Here is a 16,334-nt window from a genome sequence, read left to right on the forward strand (position 1 = left end):
AAACTACTAAAAAAATTTGACCTAAAAAATTTGAACTATAGAGGCGAAGCCATGAAACTCTCATATCGCGGTGTCAGTTACGAACAAAATTCACCCCAAATAGAAACTATGACAGGCGCAGCTGGCGGAACGTATCGCGGTGCAACCTGGAACCATCAATATCTCAGACATATTCCCGTACCGCAGCCCAAAGTTGACTTGAAGTATCGCGGCGTTGCTTATTCCACTGGCGATCCAATCGATGTAGAAGTTGTGCGGTTGCGGCGAGAATACACGCAAGTCAATGGAGCAACTACGGACACGACAGCGATCGCTGCTAAACAAAAGCCAGTTAAGAGCGATCGCCAGCTGGTGTTGCGAGAACTACACAGCACCCATCTAGATCACTTGCGTCGTAACTTAGAACGACGGCTGCAAATCGCTAGAGAAAAAGGTGACAACCACCTGATTCAATTACTCGAAGCTGAATCGAGACAGCTAGCATAAGGTCATTTGTCATTTGTTGTTGCTAATGACAAATGACAAATAACAACATCATTTATCAGCACGGAATAAGAGAAAGCCAGCCGTGGCAAAACCAAAAATATTAGGTAACCATGCTGCTAACCACGGAGAGAGAACGCCAGATAAACCCAAAGCGTCACACATAAACAGCAGCATATAGTAACTGAAAATAATAATGACGCTAATTCCAAAACTGGTCGCTCGACCTTTACCCTTAGGATTAGTCCCTAGAGTTGCACCTACTAAGCCAAAGATAGTGCAAATAAATGGAAAAGCAATTTTTTCTTGAATCCGCAGGCTGTAACGGCGGATTTTTTGTTCGTTACCACTCATCATCGCGACTTGCAATTGTTCGCTGACTTGAGCAATATTCATTTCATCTGAGTCGCGGGTGTTAGCAGCAACATCTAAGGGGGTGCGCGGTAGTTGTAACTGTTGATGCTCAAACCGGACAATATTGCGATAGGAACTGTCAGGTGCAACTAGATAGATCGTGCCATTATAAAAATCCCACTTATTCTGTTTGGGGTTCCACTCGGCTGAATCTGACACCACAATTTGGTTGAGATCGCCACGGGAGCGATCGATTATTGTCAAACCCCTCATTCGTTGCCCGTCAAAGGCATCAGCATAGAATAGGCGAGTTAATCGCTTAACTTCTCTGCCATCTGCTAGCTCAATTTCCTGATATTCTGGATAGTAAATGTTTTGTTCTTGAAATTGGGGTTTTTCTTCCTTCAGCGCTCGACTTAGAGTCGTAGTAGCCCGATAGTTAGCAGCTGGGACGACTTGCTCGTTAAATAAAAAAGTCAAACCCATAACACAAGTACTCAGTACCAATGCGGGCAGTACCAGCCGATAAATGCTGACTCCACAACTACGTAGAGCCGTTAGTTCGCTATCGCTAGACAACCGACTGTAAGTCATTAAAGCTGCTAGGAGAGTGGACATAGGAAAAGCCAGCACGACAAAAGACGGTAGCTTTAAGAGAAATACGTCAAACGCGATCGAGATTGGGAGTCCCGATTCCACCACCCGCCGCACCAGCTCAAACACTGTACCAACTGCTACTAAAACTGAAGAGAAAGCTCCTACGCCAAATAAAAACGGTGGAATTAACTCAGCCGCAATGTAGCGATCCATCAGTGCTGGCTTGGGAACCAGCAATTGAAAGGCTTTGAAGCGTTTGTGTTTGGCAAATGTCATTGGAATGAAAACTAGGGAGTGGTTGAAGGTAATTGGTAATTGGTGATTGGTAATTGGTAGTTGGTAGTTGTTGGTTATCGCTCGCCACTACTCACTACTCACTTACAACTGAAAGTTTTGACCGAGATAGTATTTTCGTACTAAGGGGTTGTGATAGAGTTCATCCGCACTACCAGCAGCTAAAATTTCTCCCTCTCGCATGATATAGGCGCGATCCGTAATGGCTAGAGTTTCGCGGACGTTATGATCTGTGACTAGGATACCAATTTGGCGATCGCGTAGCTTTTGTACCATACCTTGAATTTCTGCGACTGCGATCGGGTCAACTCCAGCAAATGGCTCGTCCAAGAATAAAAACTTCGGTCCTTCTACTCCTGATGCTAAGGCTCTAGCTAATTCAGTTCTGCGCCTTTCTCCCCCAGAAACGCTGATTCCTTTCGTATGTGCGACTTTTTCTAATCGGAATTCTCGCAGAAGAGTGTGGAGTCGAGTTTGCCATTCCCGACGCGGTACTTGAGTTTGCTCCAGCACCAAAAGAAGATTATCTTGTACGCTTAAGTGACGAAATATACTGGGTTCCTGGGCTAAATAACCAAGACCTAACCGCGCTCTTTTGTGCATGGGTAAGCTGGTAATGTCTCGGTCATCCAACCAAACTACGCCGCGATCGGGTTTTTCTATCCCTGTAGCAATATAAAAAGTCGTTGTTTTTCCCGCACCATTGGGTCCGAGCAACCCGACAACTTCGCCCTGCGAAACAGAAATATCGACGCGATTGACAACAGTGCGCTGTTTGTAGGACTTGTAGATATTCTCTAGAGCAAATCTCATGGAGAGGAGGAGTGAGTAAAGAGCAGTTAAAAGTCAAAAGTTAAAAGTTAAAAGTTAAAAGTCAGAACTAATTGACAACTTTGTAGAGACGTTACATGTAACGTCTCTACACTGATAACTGATAACTGACAACATATCATTTCGGAGCAGTTGGGGTGCTGGTGGTGGGTTTGGAGTTAAAGCGGGGAGTTGCGGGCGCTGGAGGTTTTGATGTAGGCGGTTTGGGTTTAAAATTGGGAGTTGCTGGCGCTGGAGCGACAGTTTGAGGGTTGGTGTCGTTCACAATATAAGTAGATCTCACTTGTTGATTTGCCTTGGGTGTGGCAATAAAGCGACCTTGATCGATTAAATAAGTAATACTTTCTCCTTTAAGACTGTTACCCTGCTGCAACACATTAACGTTACCACTCAACACGATTTTGCGTTCTTTCTGATAGTATTGCGCTTGAGCTGCCGTAGCTTGAATTTGGCGAGCTGGATAAAATATTTGTACGTTACCGCGAGCTGTAAAGATGCCACTTTTGGAGTCAGCTTCCTGAATATCAGAGTTAATTGTCAGAGATTGACTAGCATCCTGTGACGGTGGCGGAGTTTGGCTTTTGGCAATTGATGGCGGGAAAATAGAAGCGATCGCTAGCGTAGCTGGTACGATCCAGCGCCAGCAAAAAGGAGGACGGCAAAAAGCGGGTACAGAAGGCATCATTAGTAGTGTGGGTAACACGGAGTTAAGCAGTGCATCACAGATGGTATCGCCCATCTGAATTTGCTGTATGTAGTGTAACAACCTCGGCGCGTGGAAGCTGAACTAGTAGCAAATGACAGCACGAAATTGGGAATGTGTCAATCTCGACGCACTCAACCATCTGAAGGTTTCGCCACTCAAATATAACTGGTGGTTGGTAGTTGGTAATTGGTAGTTGTTGGTAGTTTTTTCTCCTCAGCTCCCTCTACCCCTCTGCTCCCTGCTCCCTTTCTTCCCTGACAACTGATAACTGATAACTGACAACTGATTTATGGAAACAGTAGAGAGAAATATTGCGGCGCATCTAGCACAACCGGAGCAAATGCTTGCAGGCGGAACTGACCCAGCATTCTTTGACTGCCAAGAAGTATGGTATCCCGTCCATTACGTGCAAGATTTGGATAAATCTAAGCCCACACCATTTACTCTATTGGGACAAGATATTGCGATCTGGTGGGAGCAGCAAGCTGAATGCTGGCGAGTGTTTGAGGATAAATGCCCTCATCGCCTCGCGCCTCTGTCGCAAGGGAGAATAGCTGAGGATGGGTTGTTAGAATGCCCTTACCACGGATGGGCGTTTGCTGGTGCGGGAGACTGTCAGCGCATTCCCCAACAGTTAGCAGGTCAAGCAGCAGTGATTTCTCCAAGAGCCTGCGTGCGATCGCTTCCTACAATAGTTAAGCAAGGGCTGCTGTTTGTCTATCCCGGCAAAGCTGAGAATGCAACCAAGACTAAAGTTCCTGTCATTGAACCCTTGGAAGAATCCTTAGAGGGATGGGTTTGTATCGATACGTTTCGCGACTTACCCTATGATGCGCTAACACTGATGGAAAATGTCTTGGACGCTAGCCACGTTCCTTTTACTCATCACCGTTCCGTAGGGAATAGGGCGAATGCCAGTTCGGTAGAATTGGAGGTAGTCGAGTCTGGCAAGCACGGTTTTACAGGGGTGTGGCAGGAAGGACCTCGACGCGGAACTTTGGGACGGCAAGACACGACTTTTGTAGCTCCAGGGTTGATGTGGCACGACTTGACATCAAAGCAATTTGGACGAACCCTCACTGCTGTCTACGCTACTCCAATTCGCAAGGGTGAATGTCGGCTATTTGCCCGTTTTCCGTTTAAATTTGCTTCTAAATTGCCTGGTTGGATAATTAAGCTCACACCCCGCTGGTATTCTCATTTGGGGCAGAACTCTGTTTTGGAGGACGATCAAATTTTTCTGCATTACCAAGAGCGATATCTCGAAGCAGGTGGGGGGAGTGGTAATTTTACTAAAGCTTTTTATCTACCGACTCAGGCTGATGCTTTCGTGGTTGAGTTGCGTCAGTGGGTTAATCGGTATAATGCTAATCCATTCCCAGGGGAAACTTTACCACCGGCGTTATCAACAGCACAGTTGTTAGATCGCGATCGCTCTCATACTTCTAAATGTGCTAGTTGTAGAGCAGCACTGGCAAATCTTCAACGCCTGCGGTTAGGACTCGCGATTGTTGCAGCAGTCATCGCAATGATCAATCCACCTCTGACTCTGTTTCTAGGAGAAAATGCCGCTACAGGTTCGCTTCTGTTTGCAACAGTGGCTTTAATTCTAGGTGCGGTTTGGCTGTGGTTAGGTAGGCTGGAAAAGCAATTTTATCAAGGTCGAGAAATTCCCCTGCGGAATTTACCTGAGAAAAAGCGATCTCGCCATTAAATAACGTTAAAAAAGAAAGAGGCATTGCATTGCAACGCCTCTATTCCCTGTTTTTTAACTCTTGTAGCTGTTTTTCACTCCACACAACATAAAAAATCGCCCCGCCCATTGCTCCTACAATCAATAAAAAAGTCAGCATTGCGATCGCTCCTTTGGCAATTTACGCACTTCGAGCCAAAATTAATCCTTAATTCATCAATCTACAGTCTTACGTTCTAAATTTATCCACAGGATTAATTGCAATTAGTATAGAGATAAATCTATACTTGGCTTGATGGTGGAATTTAAGCTAGTGGCGATCGCTGGTTCTGTCTTAGCGGTACTCTATACACAAGAGTGTTTATTCGCCCGCTCGATTGCTTGTGACCTCCACTCGCATTCACCTACTAGTTAGCGATCGCAGATTTATGCTGATGGTGTTTTACTGCGAGGAACAACAAGTATGGCAATTTCGCGTGTTGCGGGGAACTGGTGTTTTTGGCGAGGGAAAAATTTACTACACCGCTGAGACAGCAGAAAAGGCAGCTAGGGAATGGATTGCAGCCGATAGTTAAATAGTGCGGTTCGATGTCACCATCAATAAATCTTTTGACTTTTAACTTTTAACTTTTGAATTTTAATTACTGTGGTTCTCGTTTCATCGTCCATAAATGCAGATTAACTTCTGGCATATCGATAGTTTTCAGCACTTGAAAACCATGCTGGCGATAAAAGTAAACGTTTTTCTCAGAGAAAGTTTCTAAGTAGCACGGTATTCCTTCTAAATCGGCTTGCTGCAAAATTGGATGCATCAGCGCACTGCCAATTCCTTGTCCTTGATGAGATGGTTCCACGCCTAGTAACTCCAAATACCAGTGACGTTCTGGCATATTGCGTTTGTGGATTTGCTCAATTTTGTTTAATAACGTCATCTGTCGCCAAAATGCTCTCACTCCAATCTGAAAAGGGAGTATAAATAAGCCAGCTTGCCACATTCGACTTAGATCGAACGAAAATTGCTCTTGAGGTATCCAGACTGCCACTCCTTTAATTTCATCTGCTGTTGTGTAGGCACGATTGTAAGTACAGCCATACCTGACTCCAAAAGCAGCACAGCACTCTATTTTACGTACTCGGTTGCGAACTCCTTGAGGAATGATATGAGTAAATGATGGAGCATTGTAAAATGCTCTGCCAATCAGCCCAATCGCTGCATCAAGTTGAGATTCTCGGAGGGGAACGATTTGAATCTCCATCTTTGACAGATCTCCGTTATGTAGTTAAGTTTTAAAGTGACCTAAGAACGAATCAGCACCTCGATCAGTTTATTCATCATCCATTCATAGCTTTCGTCTTGGGATTGAGGTAGCAGAAATAAACCTGCTTTTTCAGCTTCAATAAAGCCGTGAAATGCAGCGTGTAACATCCTCACCGCATGAACGATTTCGTCTTGACTAAATCCCAAAGGTTCGAGAATGACTGTATAGAAAGAGATTACAGTCTGAACGATTGGTATAAAGTCTGGATCGCTTAACTCTATTTGCGTACTCGTCACAACTGTATACAGTGCTGGATTTTGTTGCGCAAATCCACGCATAGCACGACCAACACCCTTGAGCGAAGTTTGCGGGTCTTTGCTCTCAGCACTACTGTTGACACAGGCTGTCACTAATCGCTGCCATCCTTCTAGAGCCACGGCACGACGCAAACCCCGATTTCCATCAAAATGTTTGTACATGGAAGGGGGTTGAATGCCAAGCTCTCTAGCAATGCGATTCACGCCTAAAGCTGACTCTCCTTCCTGCTGCAAGCAGGCGATCGCCGCCTCAATTGCCGCTTTTTTAGTTAGAGTTTGTCCTTGTGGGCGTGACATAGCCAGACTTTGAGATAATTTACTTGTAGATTTAGCTAATAGTATTAGCTTTAGCTAATGAGATTAGCTTAATAAGATCGTTTGGATTTGTCAAGCCTGTGGCGATCGTTTATCGATAGGTTTCGTGAAAGTTCTAAGAATGCTATATGATGGAGCGAAATTTTATACTCTCGGTAATCTTTTTTCGCAAAACATTACAAATAATCGCTGCAATGCCAAATTTTGAACTTAAGTAACGGAAATTCCCAACTTTTTGTATTGTATTGCTACCCATCATAAATATGTATTTTAAACTACAGAAAAATCTCAAGGAATGGGGTTTTCCTGGGGGTAAATATGCGTTGGCGGAAGCGATTTTCTCTGTTTGGCTTGTTGCTAGTAGTGAGTTTAACCGCGGTATTGCTATCGACAAACTTACTAGCTCCGAAGCTGACTCTTGCCACAGAAGCCCTGCTACAACCTGCCCCAACTCAACCACTTGGTTACTACGACTATTTTGGAAAATTACTCACCCCGCAAGCAGCCGAGAAACTCGTGCGCAAAAAGGGTCTAGATCCGAGCGCTCCTGGTGCTTTTGAACGAATTGGCGCTGTCCAGATTACCCAACAGTTGATAGAAGCTGGGGATGATATTTTCCTCAATCGCAAAGTTGGTGACACGCTGGGAATTCAAGGTGTCCTTGGTTTCGGTACGGGCTTAGCTCGGATTCAACCAGAGTTAATCGCAGCAATACAAAAATTAGGCGGGCGACCAACCACTAATTTACAACTTACCCTCCAGCAAGATTTAAAACTGGGCAGTCATTTCTATGCCAAAGGAAGCACGCTCGATACTGGTCTAGATGTCCTTTTGGGAGCTACTTTCCCGATTGGTTTAAAGCCTGATGGCAACTTTACTTGTGCGGTATGTCATGATGTTACGTCTCAACTCGGCGATCGCCTCAAGGGAGTACCTAATGGCGATCTCAACGTTCGCTTTTTGATTGCGCTTGCACCCAACTCCACAGCAGGCTTTGCTCGCTTAGATCTCGACCCGCTCGACCCTAAATATCAAGGCAACGGTAAGGCGATCGTTGATAGTCGCGGCAATTTAGTCACTCTACCCGATCCGCAAAAGTTTGAGGATGCTTTCGATGATACCTTGCTAGACGTGCCTTTCGGTCACTTTGAGAGTTCTCCTGATGAGATCAACAACACCACTCAAATACCAAGCGTTTTCACTTTTAAGAGCGGTCCCTACTTTTTCGACGGGCAGTTTGCGATCGGTCCCTTCGCTGGATTAAGTGCTACTGGTAACGGCGTTCACTCATCTGAAGGTAATTTGCTAGCAGCAGCACAGCTCAGCACCGAGACTCTGGGCTTAGATCCTGAAGTTTATTTAGGTGTTGTCCTGCAAAATGCTGCCGATCCTCGCTTGCGTTTACCAGAAGGAGTACGGGTAAAACCTTCGGAATGGCTGCGCCAGGTTGCTCCTGACCCCAGACAAGCAGAACTAGAAGATCAGATTCCTGCTCCTGGTGCTGGTACGTATCCCAATTTGCGACCTAGCTTATTTACCTACAATGGAGCAATTTTCAGCCCTGACAGCTTTGTTCAAGACGATATTGCTAGCGGACCCTTCTTATTTGCCGACAATGCTATGGCTGCCTTTCAAAATAGCCTAGTACCACCTCCCAATCGAACCCAAGAGAACATCACGGCACTGGGAAATGGTTCCGTGCGGCGCGGCGCTCAAGTCTTTCAACGAGCTAATTGCGCGACTTGTCACGCGCCTCCTTTCTTTACAGACAACAAAATTCACCCTTTGAAAGAATTAGGTAATAACTCAGCCCGTGCGCGATCGCGTCTTGCTTTGAAAGACGTGCTAGTACCACCCAAGATCTACACGCTTAACAATCCCGTACCTGTACCTGCTAATGCCGAAGTGTTAGACGTACCAACAGAGGGGATTAGCGACAGTCCAACCACTCTACCAAAAGGTTTCTTACCAGATGGCGGTTACAAGACTCTTTCCTTGCGGGGAGTATATCTCAGCGCACCTTATCTGCATGATGGTGGGGTTGCTGTCAGAGCAGGCAGCTTGAAGATACAATCTAATGGCAGTTTTACGGTAGTCGATCGCACGGGTTTAGGTTTAACTGGAACTCTCAGCATCGGTCAATCTGCCGATAGTGCGAGTAGTTTGCGTGCTTTACTAGATCGTCAATTACGCAGTCAAGTTATTGCGGCTAATCAAGCTAACCCCGCTTTAGTACGCAGTAATTTAGATGGAACGGGACATGAATTTTATGTAGACAAAACTACAGGATTTACTCCGGCACAGCAAACCGATTTAATTAATTTCTTACTTGCATTGGATGACGATCCAGGTCGTTTTTAGTCTTGCAAATGTAGCCCAACTAGGGAAAAACAACTTTAGGATTAGGTGCATGACCTAAAAATAAATGTGCTGCCGATCGCAAGACAATTTCTGAATATAGAATCTTCTGAATGGTTAAACTTGGCGCGCGTTTGGCTGCGGCATTGTATGCGGCGATTTCTCCTTCTAAGGTGAAATCACTTCCAGTCAGATAGTGGTCGTAATCGTGCATTGCCAAGAAGATAAAGCCGTAGATCGGATTAGGGTAAATAGAGCTATCGTAGCTATCAGCAGAAACCCAGAGATGACCTCGTTCAATATCGGCAAACATCTGTTTGGTATTGTCATAGCGCATATAGTCTGAAAATTGCAGATTCAGAGGCAGTTGTTGAAACTCACCCATCAGCCAATCGCACATCTGGGCGATCGCTTCATCTGAAATTTCAGCGGGGTTGCCTTCTAAGTAAAGTCTGGCAAGGGTTTCGACTTGAGACGCAATAGTGTTTTTTTGAGCGGCTACCATATCGTTCTCTGCTTGTACTGGTGCTATTCACATCCTGACAATTCCTAGCAAGAATTTCTTTGAGGTAGCTCATGTTTTAAAACATAACAATATTTAGTGAGTTGAAAGGGATGTTTTTATTTCGCGCATCAGCCGTAGGCGAAGCGTAGCGTTAGACGCAAAGACGCAAAGAAGAGCGCAAAAGGTAGTTTATCTTTTTTATTCATGTGTCGTTGTTCAAAGGAAAATTATCAAAAATCAATGATGAAAGTAGATTTGCTATTTATTAAAATCAATTTCTAATTCTAAATAACCCGTTTCTAGATCTGTGGTTCTAAGAAAACGAAATTCTTCACTGACACCAATAACTATTTCAGCAGTGGTGTAGATGATGCAACCATTAACTAAATGTCCACCAATTGTTTTTCCATTGCGATCGCTAATGACAATATGTAGATGAACGCCTGTATTAGCAAGCGTGCCATTAAGAGAAAGAATTTCAAATTTATCGTGCAATATTGTAATTTCCTGGCGATCGGCAAAGCGAATCGCTGCTTGCTTCAAACTCCCAATTGCAGTTAAAATAAACCCTGCTTCGATATTCTGTGTCTGAACGAAGTCTTTTAAACTTTGTCTTAAATCTTGGCTGGGCTTGAGTCTGAGAGGAAGAATCTTCATTAATTATTAATTGTAAATTCGTTAGATGCCACCTATTATGGTAAGGTGGACAATGCTCTGATAACTGATAACTGTTAGTTATGCAGGCAACAACCGAACAATTGCAGCAAATTTCAATTTTTTCAGGTTTGGAACCAGAACAACTGGCATATTTAAAACCACATACTTTAGTCAAAAACTATCTACGCGGAGAAATTATTTTACACGAGGGCGATCGCCTGCCAGCTAAACTCTTTTCAGTTCTAAGTGGCACAATTCAAGTTAAGAAAACCGCTTCTACGGGGAAAGAAACTATCCTGCGAACCTTGTCAGCAGGAGAATTATTTGCTGCACCTTCCCTATTTGGCGATGGAATTTCACCTGCAACTGTGGTGAGCGATCGCGACTGCCAAATTCTCACCGTCGATCGCGCTGTACTCCTAGAAATGATTCGTCAAAATCCAGAAGTTGCCCTGAAAATTTTAGTTGTGATGAACGATCGCCTACAACATTTGCACAATACCGTTCATGGATTGGCATCAGAACGAGCGATCGTGCGGCTGGCACGGTTAATTCATACTTCTGTGGTGGAAGAAGGCACGGAGACAACGACAGCGGGTCTATGTTTGCGATCGCGTCTTCCCTATTATCAAATTGCCCGCAGCATCGGCATTACCTATGAAGAATGCGTGCGTTTGTTCAAACAGTTGCAACCAATTGTCAGCTATCATCGCGGTGGTCAAATCGTGCTGCGCGATCGCCATAAGCTAGAAGAGATTGCGGCAGGAGACTGAAGCCTCTCAGTTTCTCAGCTCCCTGCTCGTGCGCTCCCTACTCCCCGCTCCCTTTTACAGAAGATTGCCTGACGATGAGTTTTGTCTCTAAGATAAGAGTTGTTTTTTTATTGGGAATACCTAAGAGAATTTCCGCCGCGATCGCGCCTTTTTCGACTAAAGGTTGTTGTATAGTTGTCAACGAGGGTCGCACTTGAGCGGCAAGGGGAATACCATCAAAGCCAACGATTGCCACATCTTCGGGAACTTTTAACCCTAGATTTTCTGCTGCCCGTAATGCCCCCAGTGCTAACATGTCGCTCATAGCAAGAATTCCTGTCGGTCTGGGATGACGCTGCAATAAAGCGATCGCCGCAGCAAAAGCCCCCTCTACACCGTGGCTGTTGGGAGTCTCTTCGATTGGCACTAGAGTAGGATCGATACCTGCCGCTTGGATGGCATCAGCATAACCCCTCCAGCGGTGTATTGCATTGCGAAAAATGGCGCTTTTGAGTCGTTGGGCATCAACTGGTCCTGCATAGGAGTCGTTGTGTAAATCCATCGCAATGATGCCTAAGTCCCTGCGATTGAGACTGAGTAAATGTAATGCTGCGGTACGAGCAGCTTGGCGATCGTCAATGCCAATGAATGGTATACCTTTTAGTACGGGTTGATCGACTGCTACTACTGGCAACTGTCGTTCCAAAACACGCACGATTGCCTCACTCTCATCGGGAATACAGTAAAGAATAAAGCCGTCTACTGCTGCTTGTTGAATCGTCTGCTGAGCAACATCGGAGTCTAAAGCTGGAACGATCAATAAACTAGCCTTTGCCTGCTCGCATACTTTCGATACTCCCTGCAAAAAGGCGATCGATACCGGATCGTTAAAAGCATAGGGTAGTGCTTCAGAAAATATCAAGCCGATTGCACCTGTTTGTCCTGTCCGCAGCATTCTTGCCATTGGGTTTGGACCCGCATAACCCATCTCCTTCGCCACCGCCAACACCTTCTGTTGAACTTCTGGAGAAAGTTGATCGGGTCGATTAAACGCATTTGATACCGTTGTACGAGATACCCCTGCTGCTCTAGCAACATCCAGTAGCGTGATGGATTTTCTAGCTTTACTCTGCTTCATGCCTTTAACATCTATCTTCCTCCAATTTTCCCTATAAACACGATTTTAGGGAACTTGATCGATTCAGAAAAATTGTTTAGCATGAAATGGGAACTGAATCGATTCAGTAGACAACAAACGTAACAAAGTGTGAGGAAGATATATGATGAGAACTTACGAACAATGGCGCAACTACAGAGAGCTGGAACTAATCAGAAGACATCCACCAGCCAAAGAGTTACTAGAAGTCCAAATACTGTCTTTGTTTCGAGACATTTGGGGTTCCTGGCAAAATTTGTGGTGTAGCAACAACGAGCCGCAGATTAGCGAGATAACAGATTCTACCGGACAGACGCGATGGAAAATCTACGAGCCAACTAGCGATCGCACCTTTCAACTCGAATCGCATCAGGAAGTTTTAACTTGGCTAGAACAGCGGCATCAGTGACCAGTGACTAGTGGCTAGTGGCTAGTGGCTAGTGACCAGTGACCTGTTACCAGTTAATTGCGACTTTTGATTTCTGACTTTTGACTTTTGACTTGCGAGCGGGGTGGGGTTCTGTGGGAACCGAAATACTTTTCACTGCGATAACGCAGCCAAACTCTTAAAACTTGGGGAATTTGGTCTTTTTGCTCCGGCGTGAGAGTATTGTAGAGCGCTAAAGCGCGATCGCGTTCGCCCCGACAAGCAGCGTTGTTATGAGCATCCCAGTAACTTCTAGCAACGCGAATGCGGCGACAAACCTCTTTGATGAGTGCTGCTTCTGATAAAGGTTTTTCCTTGGTCATTGGTTATGAGTAGGTGGCTAGTAGCTGGCGGCTAGTGGCTTGAATCTTTTCGATCGCTAGCCACTAGTCACTCTTCACTACTCACTTAGATGGCGCGAGTTGGTTGGCTTTACGGGCAAGTTCTACATCTTTGGCTGTAATTCCGCCAGCGTCGTGAGTGGTTAGATCGATCGTAACGCGATTGTAGACGTTAAACCACTCTGGATGATGTCCCATTGACTCGGCAACTAGTGCCAGACTCGACATAAAACCAAAGGCTTCTACAAAAGACTTGAACTGATACTGACGGTGGAGTTTTCCTGCTTCTATACTCCAGCCGCTCAATTCTCCCAAAGCTTTTTTTAATTCTGCTTCAGATAGTTGAGAGTTACTCATAGCATACTCCTGAATCGCTGGCTGTATAGCAGAAATTGAACTACTAAAGCTAGGTTGACTGAATAGAGCGATCGCTGTCAACAACAAGCCTACAAAAAAGAGCGCGATCGCTAAGTGCAATGAATGCTTTGGTAACCATCTCAATAGATATTTTTTGAAATTCATAAAAAAAACAGAAGTCGTGCGATCGTATTGGTATCGATCGCAAATTATGTCATAAAATTTTTTATCTCAGCAGATGTACTCAAAATTCTTTCGCGAGCGCCTCTATTGCATACTACTATTACAGCCTAGTTTTTTGCCTGATATAGCAACCTATTTGATTCATGAACGTGGAGCAGGCTTCTAGCCTGCCGCAGACTAGAAGCCTACTTTACAAATCATTTAGAACTGCTATGTAATATAATCCGATTACCATCAGGATCGTATGCGTAAATTTCTCTGCCGTGGGAGGCTGTAACAATTTGCCCTGGTGGTGGACAGCCGATTTTAGTGAGATGGGCGATCGCTGCTTCTAGATCTTTTACTTCTAAACACAGACTCATGCTGCTTTGAGTTGAGTTCATAAATTCTGCTTGGTTTGATACTTTAGGTTTAAATATGCCCAAACGCAAACCAGTCACCTGAAATTCTGCATAAATATTAGGAATTCGATCGAGCGGAGTTTGCTCTAGAAATTGCTGATAAAAATTGACTAGCAATTCAAAATTTTGAGTTGCTAACGTGACTAATGAATTCGTGCAATTTAATACCATGTTTGTCCGTCTATCATTTCTAGCTCGTTTACGAACAACAGATATTTTGTAATACAGTGGGCAATGCCCACCCTAAACTTTCATTTCTAAACTTAAATTTCACTGTTTCTTTTTGCCCGTTGTCAGTTTCCTCTTTAATTACTATTTACTATTGCAGGCATATGTGAAACATCTCTTGCAAGATCGCCTAAAGTGCGAACATTGGCAGCAAATTCAAGCAAAATTCCATCGGGATCGAAGAAATAAAAGGATGAAATAAATGTATTTTCATCGAGTTCGTTAACAAAACCAGATGGAACATCTGCATGATGTAATACAGGTGTAGCTGTTACACCTTTAGCAGCTAACTTTTCTCTGTACTCTTCTAGTTTTTCTAGAGGTACGTTAAAAGCAAGATGATTCATCGAAGCATGGGCGGTTGTGAAATTACCATTTTGCAATCCTTCAGGATTAACTGATGCAATTCCAGGCGCAGCGGCTGGTGCTTGGGGAAACCAAAAAAATGCGATCGCATCGCCGTTACCAACATCAAAGAAGAAATGCTGCCCACCATCAGGGAGGGCAATTGTTTTAATCAGTTTTAGCCCTAAAGTATTAGTATAAAAATCTACTGTACGCGCCATATCTTTGCAGACCAAGGCAATATGATTGATACCCTGCAATTGAAAATCTATCATGCTAAATACCTCTGAAAAAGAAAGGAGATCGGAGTTTATTTAGTGAAATCGTCTGCTAGTGAATTTATGTTCTCCAGCCTGCTGCCATAGTATCATCCCGATTGCTTAGATAACACATGATACGTTAACTGAGTGCAAAAAACGATCGCTACCCAGGCGATCGCATATTTATCGTACTAACCTTGTTGGCTAAACTTATTCCTCTAGATAACTAGAGCTATCCCAAAAAATCTGCTCTAGAATAAACTTGATTGCTTCCAAATATAGAGCGTTGTGATAAGATTCTTCATATTTCTCAAACAACTCTTTAATAGTAAAAACTCGTCGTTTAGCTGGTTTCGTTTGCTGCTGAAGATGATTTCGAGGTGCTACAGTTTTGACTTGCTGCTTAATTAAAGTAACTTGAACGGGCAATTGCCCTTCCGCTTGTTGAAGCGATCTTTGTCTTCCTATCCTGACTCTCTTGCTTTTGTTTTTAGGAGGAAACAACAAATATCCAGCTACGAATTTAGTAGAAAGCAGTTGAGAGTGTTTGAATTTCATGATGTATTCCAATTATGCTTCGCTTCAAGTAGGAGTATCTAGTCTGGCAAGATGGAAGCTAGCTGAGGCAGTCTCGATCTCTCGCTCCAGCTCTACCATGCTCGGTAAGCGGGTAGGGAAGGCAAGGGAGAAGAAAGAAGCGGTCTTAACAATCGGAAGAAAATAGAAGATTCTGCCTTGCTCAAGTCGGGAAAGAGTCAACTCGTGACCGACAATTTGAAATTAGGATATTAATGTGAATAATTTGTGAACTGTTGACGGTTGATGGTTTTTTGGTTGTTGCCCCTCTGCTCCTAGCCTCCTCTGCTATCTTCCCCCAATTCTGGTACGGGCGGGTTTTGTGGGGAGATTGCTTTAGTTGTAAATCTTTGGTTAAACCCGCCCCTACAATTCCCAACTCTCGACTCCCGACTCCCATCTTTCCTTATTCACTCCATTGCAGGATATCGCAGATTTGTGCTACCAATTCTTGGGCTTTGAAAGGTTTGGCGATCGTACCCGCTACGCCTAAATCAAGTAATTGCTGTTGTTCGCTGGTTCTGACTTTGGCAGTGAGAAAGATTGTGGGAATATGACAAGTAGTAGTATTTGCCTGTAGTTGCTGAAATGTTGCGGGTCCATCTAAGTCTGGCATCATCACATCTAGTAGAATCGCATCAGGTTGTTGAGCTTGAGCTATGTCTATGCCTTCACTACCAGAAGCTGCTGGCAAAACCTCCCACCCTGCTACTGCTTCGAGACTGAATTGGATAATTTCTCTGACACCATCTTCATCATCAATAACTAGTACGCGCTTAGTAGTCATGTCGCTACACTTCAAATAGTCATAAAGCGATTATGCCTGCGATCGCAAATGGAATTGGTAATTGGTAGTTGGTAGTTGGTGAGTGGCTGGTGGTTGGTGGCTGGTGGCTGGTGGCTGGAATTACTTCCTTGTCCCCCTTCGCCCCCTAATCC

At 44.4% G+C, this 16,334-nt stretch carries 21 protein-coding genes; 7 read left to right on the top strand and 14 right to left on the bottom strand.

The genetic code is table 11. The annotated features are described in order from the left end of the window. The first annotated feature begins 51 nt into the window (after nt 1–51). A complete protein-coding gene (locus C7Y66_RS25475; RefSeq protein WP_041463171.1) occupies nt 52–486 on the top strand; it encodes a DUF4278 domain-containing protein in 435 nt (144 codons plus the stop codon). A gap of 48 nt (nt 487–534) precedes the next feature. On the opposite strand, the gene C7Y66_RS25480 is transcribed toward C7Y66_RS25475, so the two are convergent. The 3 genes from C7Y66_RS25480 to C7Y66_RS25490 all read right to left on the bottom strand — a co-directional run bounded on the left by C7Y66_RS25480 (nt 535) and on the right by C7Y66_RS25490 (nt 3,298). Continuing rightward, complete coding sequence (locus C7Y66_RS25480; protein WP_015155126.1) at nt 535–1,710, bottom strand: LptF/LptG family permease; 1,176 nt, start codon at nt 1,708–1,710, stop codon at nt 535–537. A gap of 102 nt (nt 1,711–1,812) precedes the next feature. After that, nucleotides 1,813–2,541, bottom strand: coding sequence for an LPS export ABC transporter ATP-binding protein (lptB, locus tag C7Y66_RS25485; RefSeq protein ID WP_015155125.1), 729 nt, complete (start codon nt 2,539–2,541; stop codon nt 1,813–1,815). A 136-nt stretch (nt 2,542–2,677) separates the two neighbouring features. Next, on the bottom strand, nt 2,678–3,298 hold the full coding sequence (locus C7Y66_RS25490) for an LptA/OstA family protein (protein ID WP_199197634.1): 621 nt from the start codon (nt 3,296–3,298) through the stop codon (nt 2,678–2,680). Between the two features lie 256 nt (nt 3,299–3,554). Between C7Y66_RS25490 and C7Y66_RS25495 the strand changes: the two genes are divergently transcribed. Further along, a complete protein-coding gene (locus C7Y66_RS25495) occupies nt 3,555–4,979 on the top strand; it encodes a Rieske 2Fe-2S domain-containing protein (protein WP_106547733.1) in 1,425 nt (474 codons plus the stop codon). A 362-nt stretch (nt 4,980–5,341) separates the two neighbouring features. Continuing rightward, a complete protein-coding gene (locus C7Y66_RS25500) occupies nt 5,342–5,533 on the top strand; it encodes a hypothetical protein (RefSeq protein ID WP_106547734.1) in 192 nt (63 codons plus the stop codon). Nucleotides 5,534–5,599: 66 nt separating this feature from the next. On the opposite strand, the gene C7Y66_RS25505 is transcribed toward C7Y66_RS25500, so the two are convergent. Together C7Y66_RS25505 and C7Y66_RS25510 are read right to left on the bottom strand one after the other, a co-directional pair. Next, the gene (locus tag C7Y66_RS25505; protein WP_106547735.1) at nt 5,600–6,214 is read right to left on the bottom strand and encodes an N-acetyltransferase; all 615 of its coding nucleotides are present in this window, start codon (nt 6,212–6,214) and stop codon (nt 5,600–5,602) included. 41 nt (nt 6,215–6,255) lie between these two features. Next, nucleotides 6,256–6,831, bottom strand: coding sequence for a TetR/AcrR family transcriptional regulator (locus C7Y66_RS25510; RefSeq protein ID WP_106547736.1), 576 nt, complete (start codon nt 6,829–6,831; stop codon nt 6,256–6,258). 336 nt (nt 6,832–7,167) lie between these two features. On the opposite strand from C7Y66_RS25510, the gene C7Y66_RS25515 reads away from it, so the two are divergent. Further along, entirely contained in the window at nt 7,168–9,210 is a 2,043-nt protein-coding gene (locus tag C7Y66_RS25515) for a di-heme oxidoredictase family protein (protein ID WP_106547737.1), read from the top strand. A 19-nt stretch (nt 9,211–9,229) separates the two neighbouring features. Here the strand turns inward: C7Y66_RS25515 and C7Y66_RS25520 are convergent, their stop codons facing one another. Then, a complete protein-coding gene (locus C7Y66_RS25520; protein WP_106547738.1) occupies nt 9,230–9,712 on the bottom strand; it encodes a transposase in 483 nt (160 codons plus the stop codon). A gap of 258 nt (nt 9,713–9,970) precedes the next feature. After that, nucleotides 9,971–10,369, bottom strand: a complete 399-nt coding sequence (locus C7Y66_RS25525) for a PPC domain-containing DNA-binding protein (protein ID WP_106547739.1) — start codon at nt 10,367–10,369, stop codon at nt 9,971–9,973. Nucleotides 10,370–10,449: 80 nt separating this feature from the next. Between C7Y66_RS25525 and C7Y66_RS25530 the strand changes: the two genes are divergently transcribed. After that, nucleotides 10,450–11,142 carry a Crp/Fnr family transcriptional regulator gene (locus C7Y66_RS25530; protein WP_106547740.1) on the top strand — a complete coding sequence of 231 codons (693 nt, stop codon included), beginning with the start codon at nt 10,450–10,452 and terminating at the stop codon, nt 11,140–11,142. A 37-nt stretch (nt 11,143–11,179) separates the two neighbouring features. On the opposite strand, the gene C7Y66_RS25535 is transcribed toward C7Y66_RS25530, so the two are convergent. After that, nucleotides 11,180–12,259, bottom strand: a complete 1,080-nt coding sequence (locus C7Y66_RS25535) for a substrate-binding domain-containing protein (protein ID WP_106547741.1) — start codon at nt 12,257–12,259, stop codon at nt 11,180–11,182. Nucleotides 12,260–12,401: 142 nt separating this feature from the next. On the opposite strand from C7Y66_RS25535, the gene C7Y66_RS25540 reads away from it, so the two are divergent. After that, a complete protein-coding gene (locus C7Y66_RS25540) occupies nt 12,402–12,686 on the top strand; it encodes a hypothetical protein (RefSeq protein WP_015155115.1) in 285 nt (94 codons plus the stop codon). Nucleotides 12,687–12,739: 53 nt separating this feature from the next. Here the strand turns inward: C7Y66_RS25540 and C7Y66_RS25545 are convergent, their stop codons facing one another. From C7Y66_RS25545 to C7Y66_RS25565, 5 genes are all read right to left on the bottom strand, one after another. After that, entirely contained in the window at nt 12,740–13,027 is a 288-nt protein-coding gene (locus C7Y66_RS25545; RefSeq protein ID WP_015155114.1) for a hypothetical protein, read from the bottom strand. Nucleotides 13,028–13,108: 81 nt separating this feature from the next. Next, entirely contained in the window at nt 13,109–13,567 is a 459-nt protein-coding gene (locus C7Y66_RS32660) for a 4a-hydroxytetrahydrobiopterin dehydratase (protein ID WP_233222849.1), read from the bottom strand. A gap of 215 nt (nt 13,568–13,782) precedes the next feature. Beyond that, on the bottom strand, nt 13,783–14,157 hold the full coding sequence (locus C7Y66_RS25555) for a VOC family protein (RefSeq protein WP_106547742.1): 375 nt from the start codon (nt 14,155–14,157) through the stop codon (nt 13,783–13,785). Nucleotides 14,158–14,291: 134 nt separating this feature from the next. Then, a complete protein-coding gene (locus tag C7Y66_RS25560) occupies nt 14,292–14,834 on the bottom strand; it encodes a VOC family protein (protein WP_106547743.1) in 543 nt (180 codons plus the stop codon). A 195-nt stretch (nt 14,835–15,029) separates the two neighbouring features. After that, nucleotides 15,030–15,377, bottom strand: a complete 348-nt coding sequence (locus tag C7Y66_RS25565; protein WP_106217876.1) for a hypothetical protein — start codon at nt 15,375–15,377, stop codon at nt 15,030–15,032. Here C7Y66_RS25565 and C7Y66_RS31370 point away from each other — a divergent pair. Beyond that, nucleotides 15,376–15,543 (top strand): hypothetical protein, encoded by a 168-nt coding sequence (locus C7Y66_RS31370; protein WP_158266000.1) that lies wholly within the window; start codon nt 15,376–15,378, stop codon nt 15,541–15,543. The genes C7Y66_RS25565 and C7Y66_RS31370 overlap by 2 nt on opposite strands. Nucleotides 15,544–15,801: 258 nt before the next feature. Here the strand turns inward: C7Y66_RS31370 and C7Y66_RS25570 are convergent, their stop codons facing one another. Next, on the bottom strand, nt 15,802–16,182 hold the full coding sequence (locus C7Y66_RS25570; protein ID WP_015155109.1) for a response regulator: 381 nt from the start codon (nt 16,180–16,182) through the stop codon (nt 15,802–15,804). Nucleotides 16,183–16,334 lie beyond the last annotated feature (152 nt).

This window comes from Chroococcidiopsis sp. CCALA 051, assembly GCF_003015105.1.
Lineage (GTDB): Bacteria > Cyanobacteriota > Cyanobacteriia > Cyanobacteriales > Chroococcidiopsidaceae > Chroococcidiopsis > Chroococcidiopsis thermalis.

What these genes read in the sequence shown, in the direction of transcription:
- C7Y66_RS25475 (WP_041463171.1), top strand. Translation starts at nt 52, where the DNA reads ATGAAACTCTCATATCGCGGTGTCAGTTACGAACAAAATTCACCCCAA.
- C7Y66_RS25480 (WP_015155126.1), bottom strand. Translation starts at nt 1,710, where the DNA reads ATGACATTTGCCAAACACAAACGCTTCAAAGCCTTTCAATTGCTGGTT.
- lptB (WP_015155125.1), bottom strand. Translation starts at nt 2,541, where the DNA reads ATGAGATTTGCTCTAGAGAATATCTACAAGTCCTACAAACAGCGCACT.
- C7Y66_RS25490 (WP_199197634.1), bottom strand. Translation starts at nt 3,298, where the DNA reads ATGGGCGATACCATCTGTGATGCACTGCTTAACTCCGTGTTACCCACA.
- C7Y66_RS25495 (WP_106547733.1), top strand. Translation starts at nt 3,555, where the DNA reads ATGGAAACAGTAGAGAGAAATATTGCGGCGCATCTAGCACAACCGGAG.
- C7Y66_RS25505 (WP_106547735.1), bottom strand. Translation starts at nt 6,214, where the DNA reads ATGGAGATTCAAATCGTTCCCCTCCGAGAATCTCAACTTGATGCAGCG.
- C7Y66_RS25510 (WP_106547736.1), bottom strand. Translation starts at nt 6,831, where the DNA reads ATGTCACGCCCACAAGGACAAACTCTAACTAAAAAAGCGGCAATTGAG.
- C7Y66_RS25515 (WP_106547737.1), top strand. Translation starts at nt 7,168, where the DNA reads ATGCGTTGGCGGAAGCGATTTTCTCTGTTTGGCTTGTTGCTAGTAGTG.
- C7Y66_RS25520 (WP_106547738.1), bottom strand. Translation starts at nt 9,712, where the DNA reads ATGGTAGCCGCTCAAAAAAACACTATTGCGTCTCAAGTCGAAACCCTT.
- C7Y66_RS25525 (WP_106547739.1), bottom strand. Translation starts at nt 10,369, where the DNA reads ATGAAGATTCTTCCTCTCAGACTCAAGCCCAGCCAAGATTTAAGACAA.
- C7Y66_RS25530 (WP_106547740.1), top strand. Translation starts at nt 10,450, where the DNA reads ATGCAGGCAACAACCGAACAATTGCAGCAAATTTCAATTTTTTCAGGT.
- C7Y66_RS25535 (WP_106547741.1), bottom strand. Translation starts at nt 12,259, where the DNA reads ATGAAGCAGAGTAAAGCTAGAAAATCCATCACGCTACTGGATGTTGCT.
- C7Y66_RS25540 (WP_015155115.1), top strand. Translation starts at nt 12,402, where the DNA reads ATGATGAGAACTTACGAACAATGGCGCAACTACAGAGAGCTGGAACTA.
- C7Y66_RS25545 (WP_015155114.1), bottom strand. Translation starts at nt 13,027, where the DNA reads ATGACCAAGGAAAAACCTTTATCAGAAGCAGCACTCATCAAAGAGGTT.
- C7Y66_RS32660 (WP_233222849.1), bottom strand. Translation starts at nt 13,567, where the DNA reads ATGAATTTCAAAAAATATCTATTGAGATGGTTACCAAAGCATTCATTG.
- C7Y66_RS25555 (WP_106547742.1), bottom strand. Translation starts at nt 14,157, where the DNA reads ATGGTATTAAATTGCACGAATTCATTAGTCACGTTAGCAACTCAAAAT.
- C7Y66_RS25560 (WP_106547743.1), bottom strand. Translation starts at nt 14,834, where the DNA reads ATGATAGATTTTCAATTGCAGGGTATCAATCATATTGCCTTGGTCTGC.
- C7Y66_RS31370 (WP_158266000.1), top strand. Translation starts at nt 15,376, where the DNA reads ATGATGTATTCCAATTATGCTTCGCTTCAAGTAGGAGTATCTAGTCTG.
- C7Y66_RS25565 (WP_106217876.1), bottom strand. Translation starts at nt 15,377, where the DNA reads ATGAAATTCAAACACTCTCAACTGCTTTCTACTAAATTCGTAGCTGGA.
- C7Y66_RS25570 (WP_015155109.1), bottom strand. Translation starts at nt 16,182, where the DNA reads ATGACTACTAAGCGCGTACTAGTTATTGATGATGAAGATGGTGTCAGA.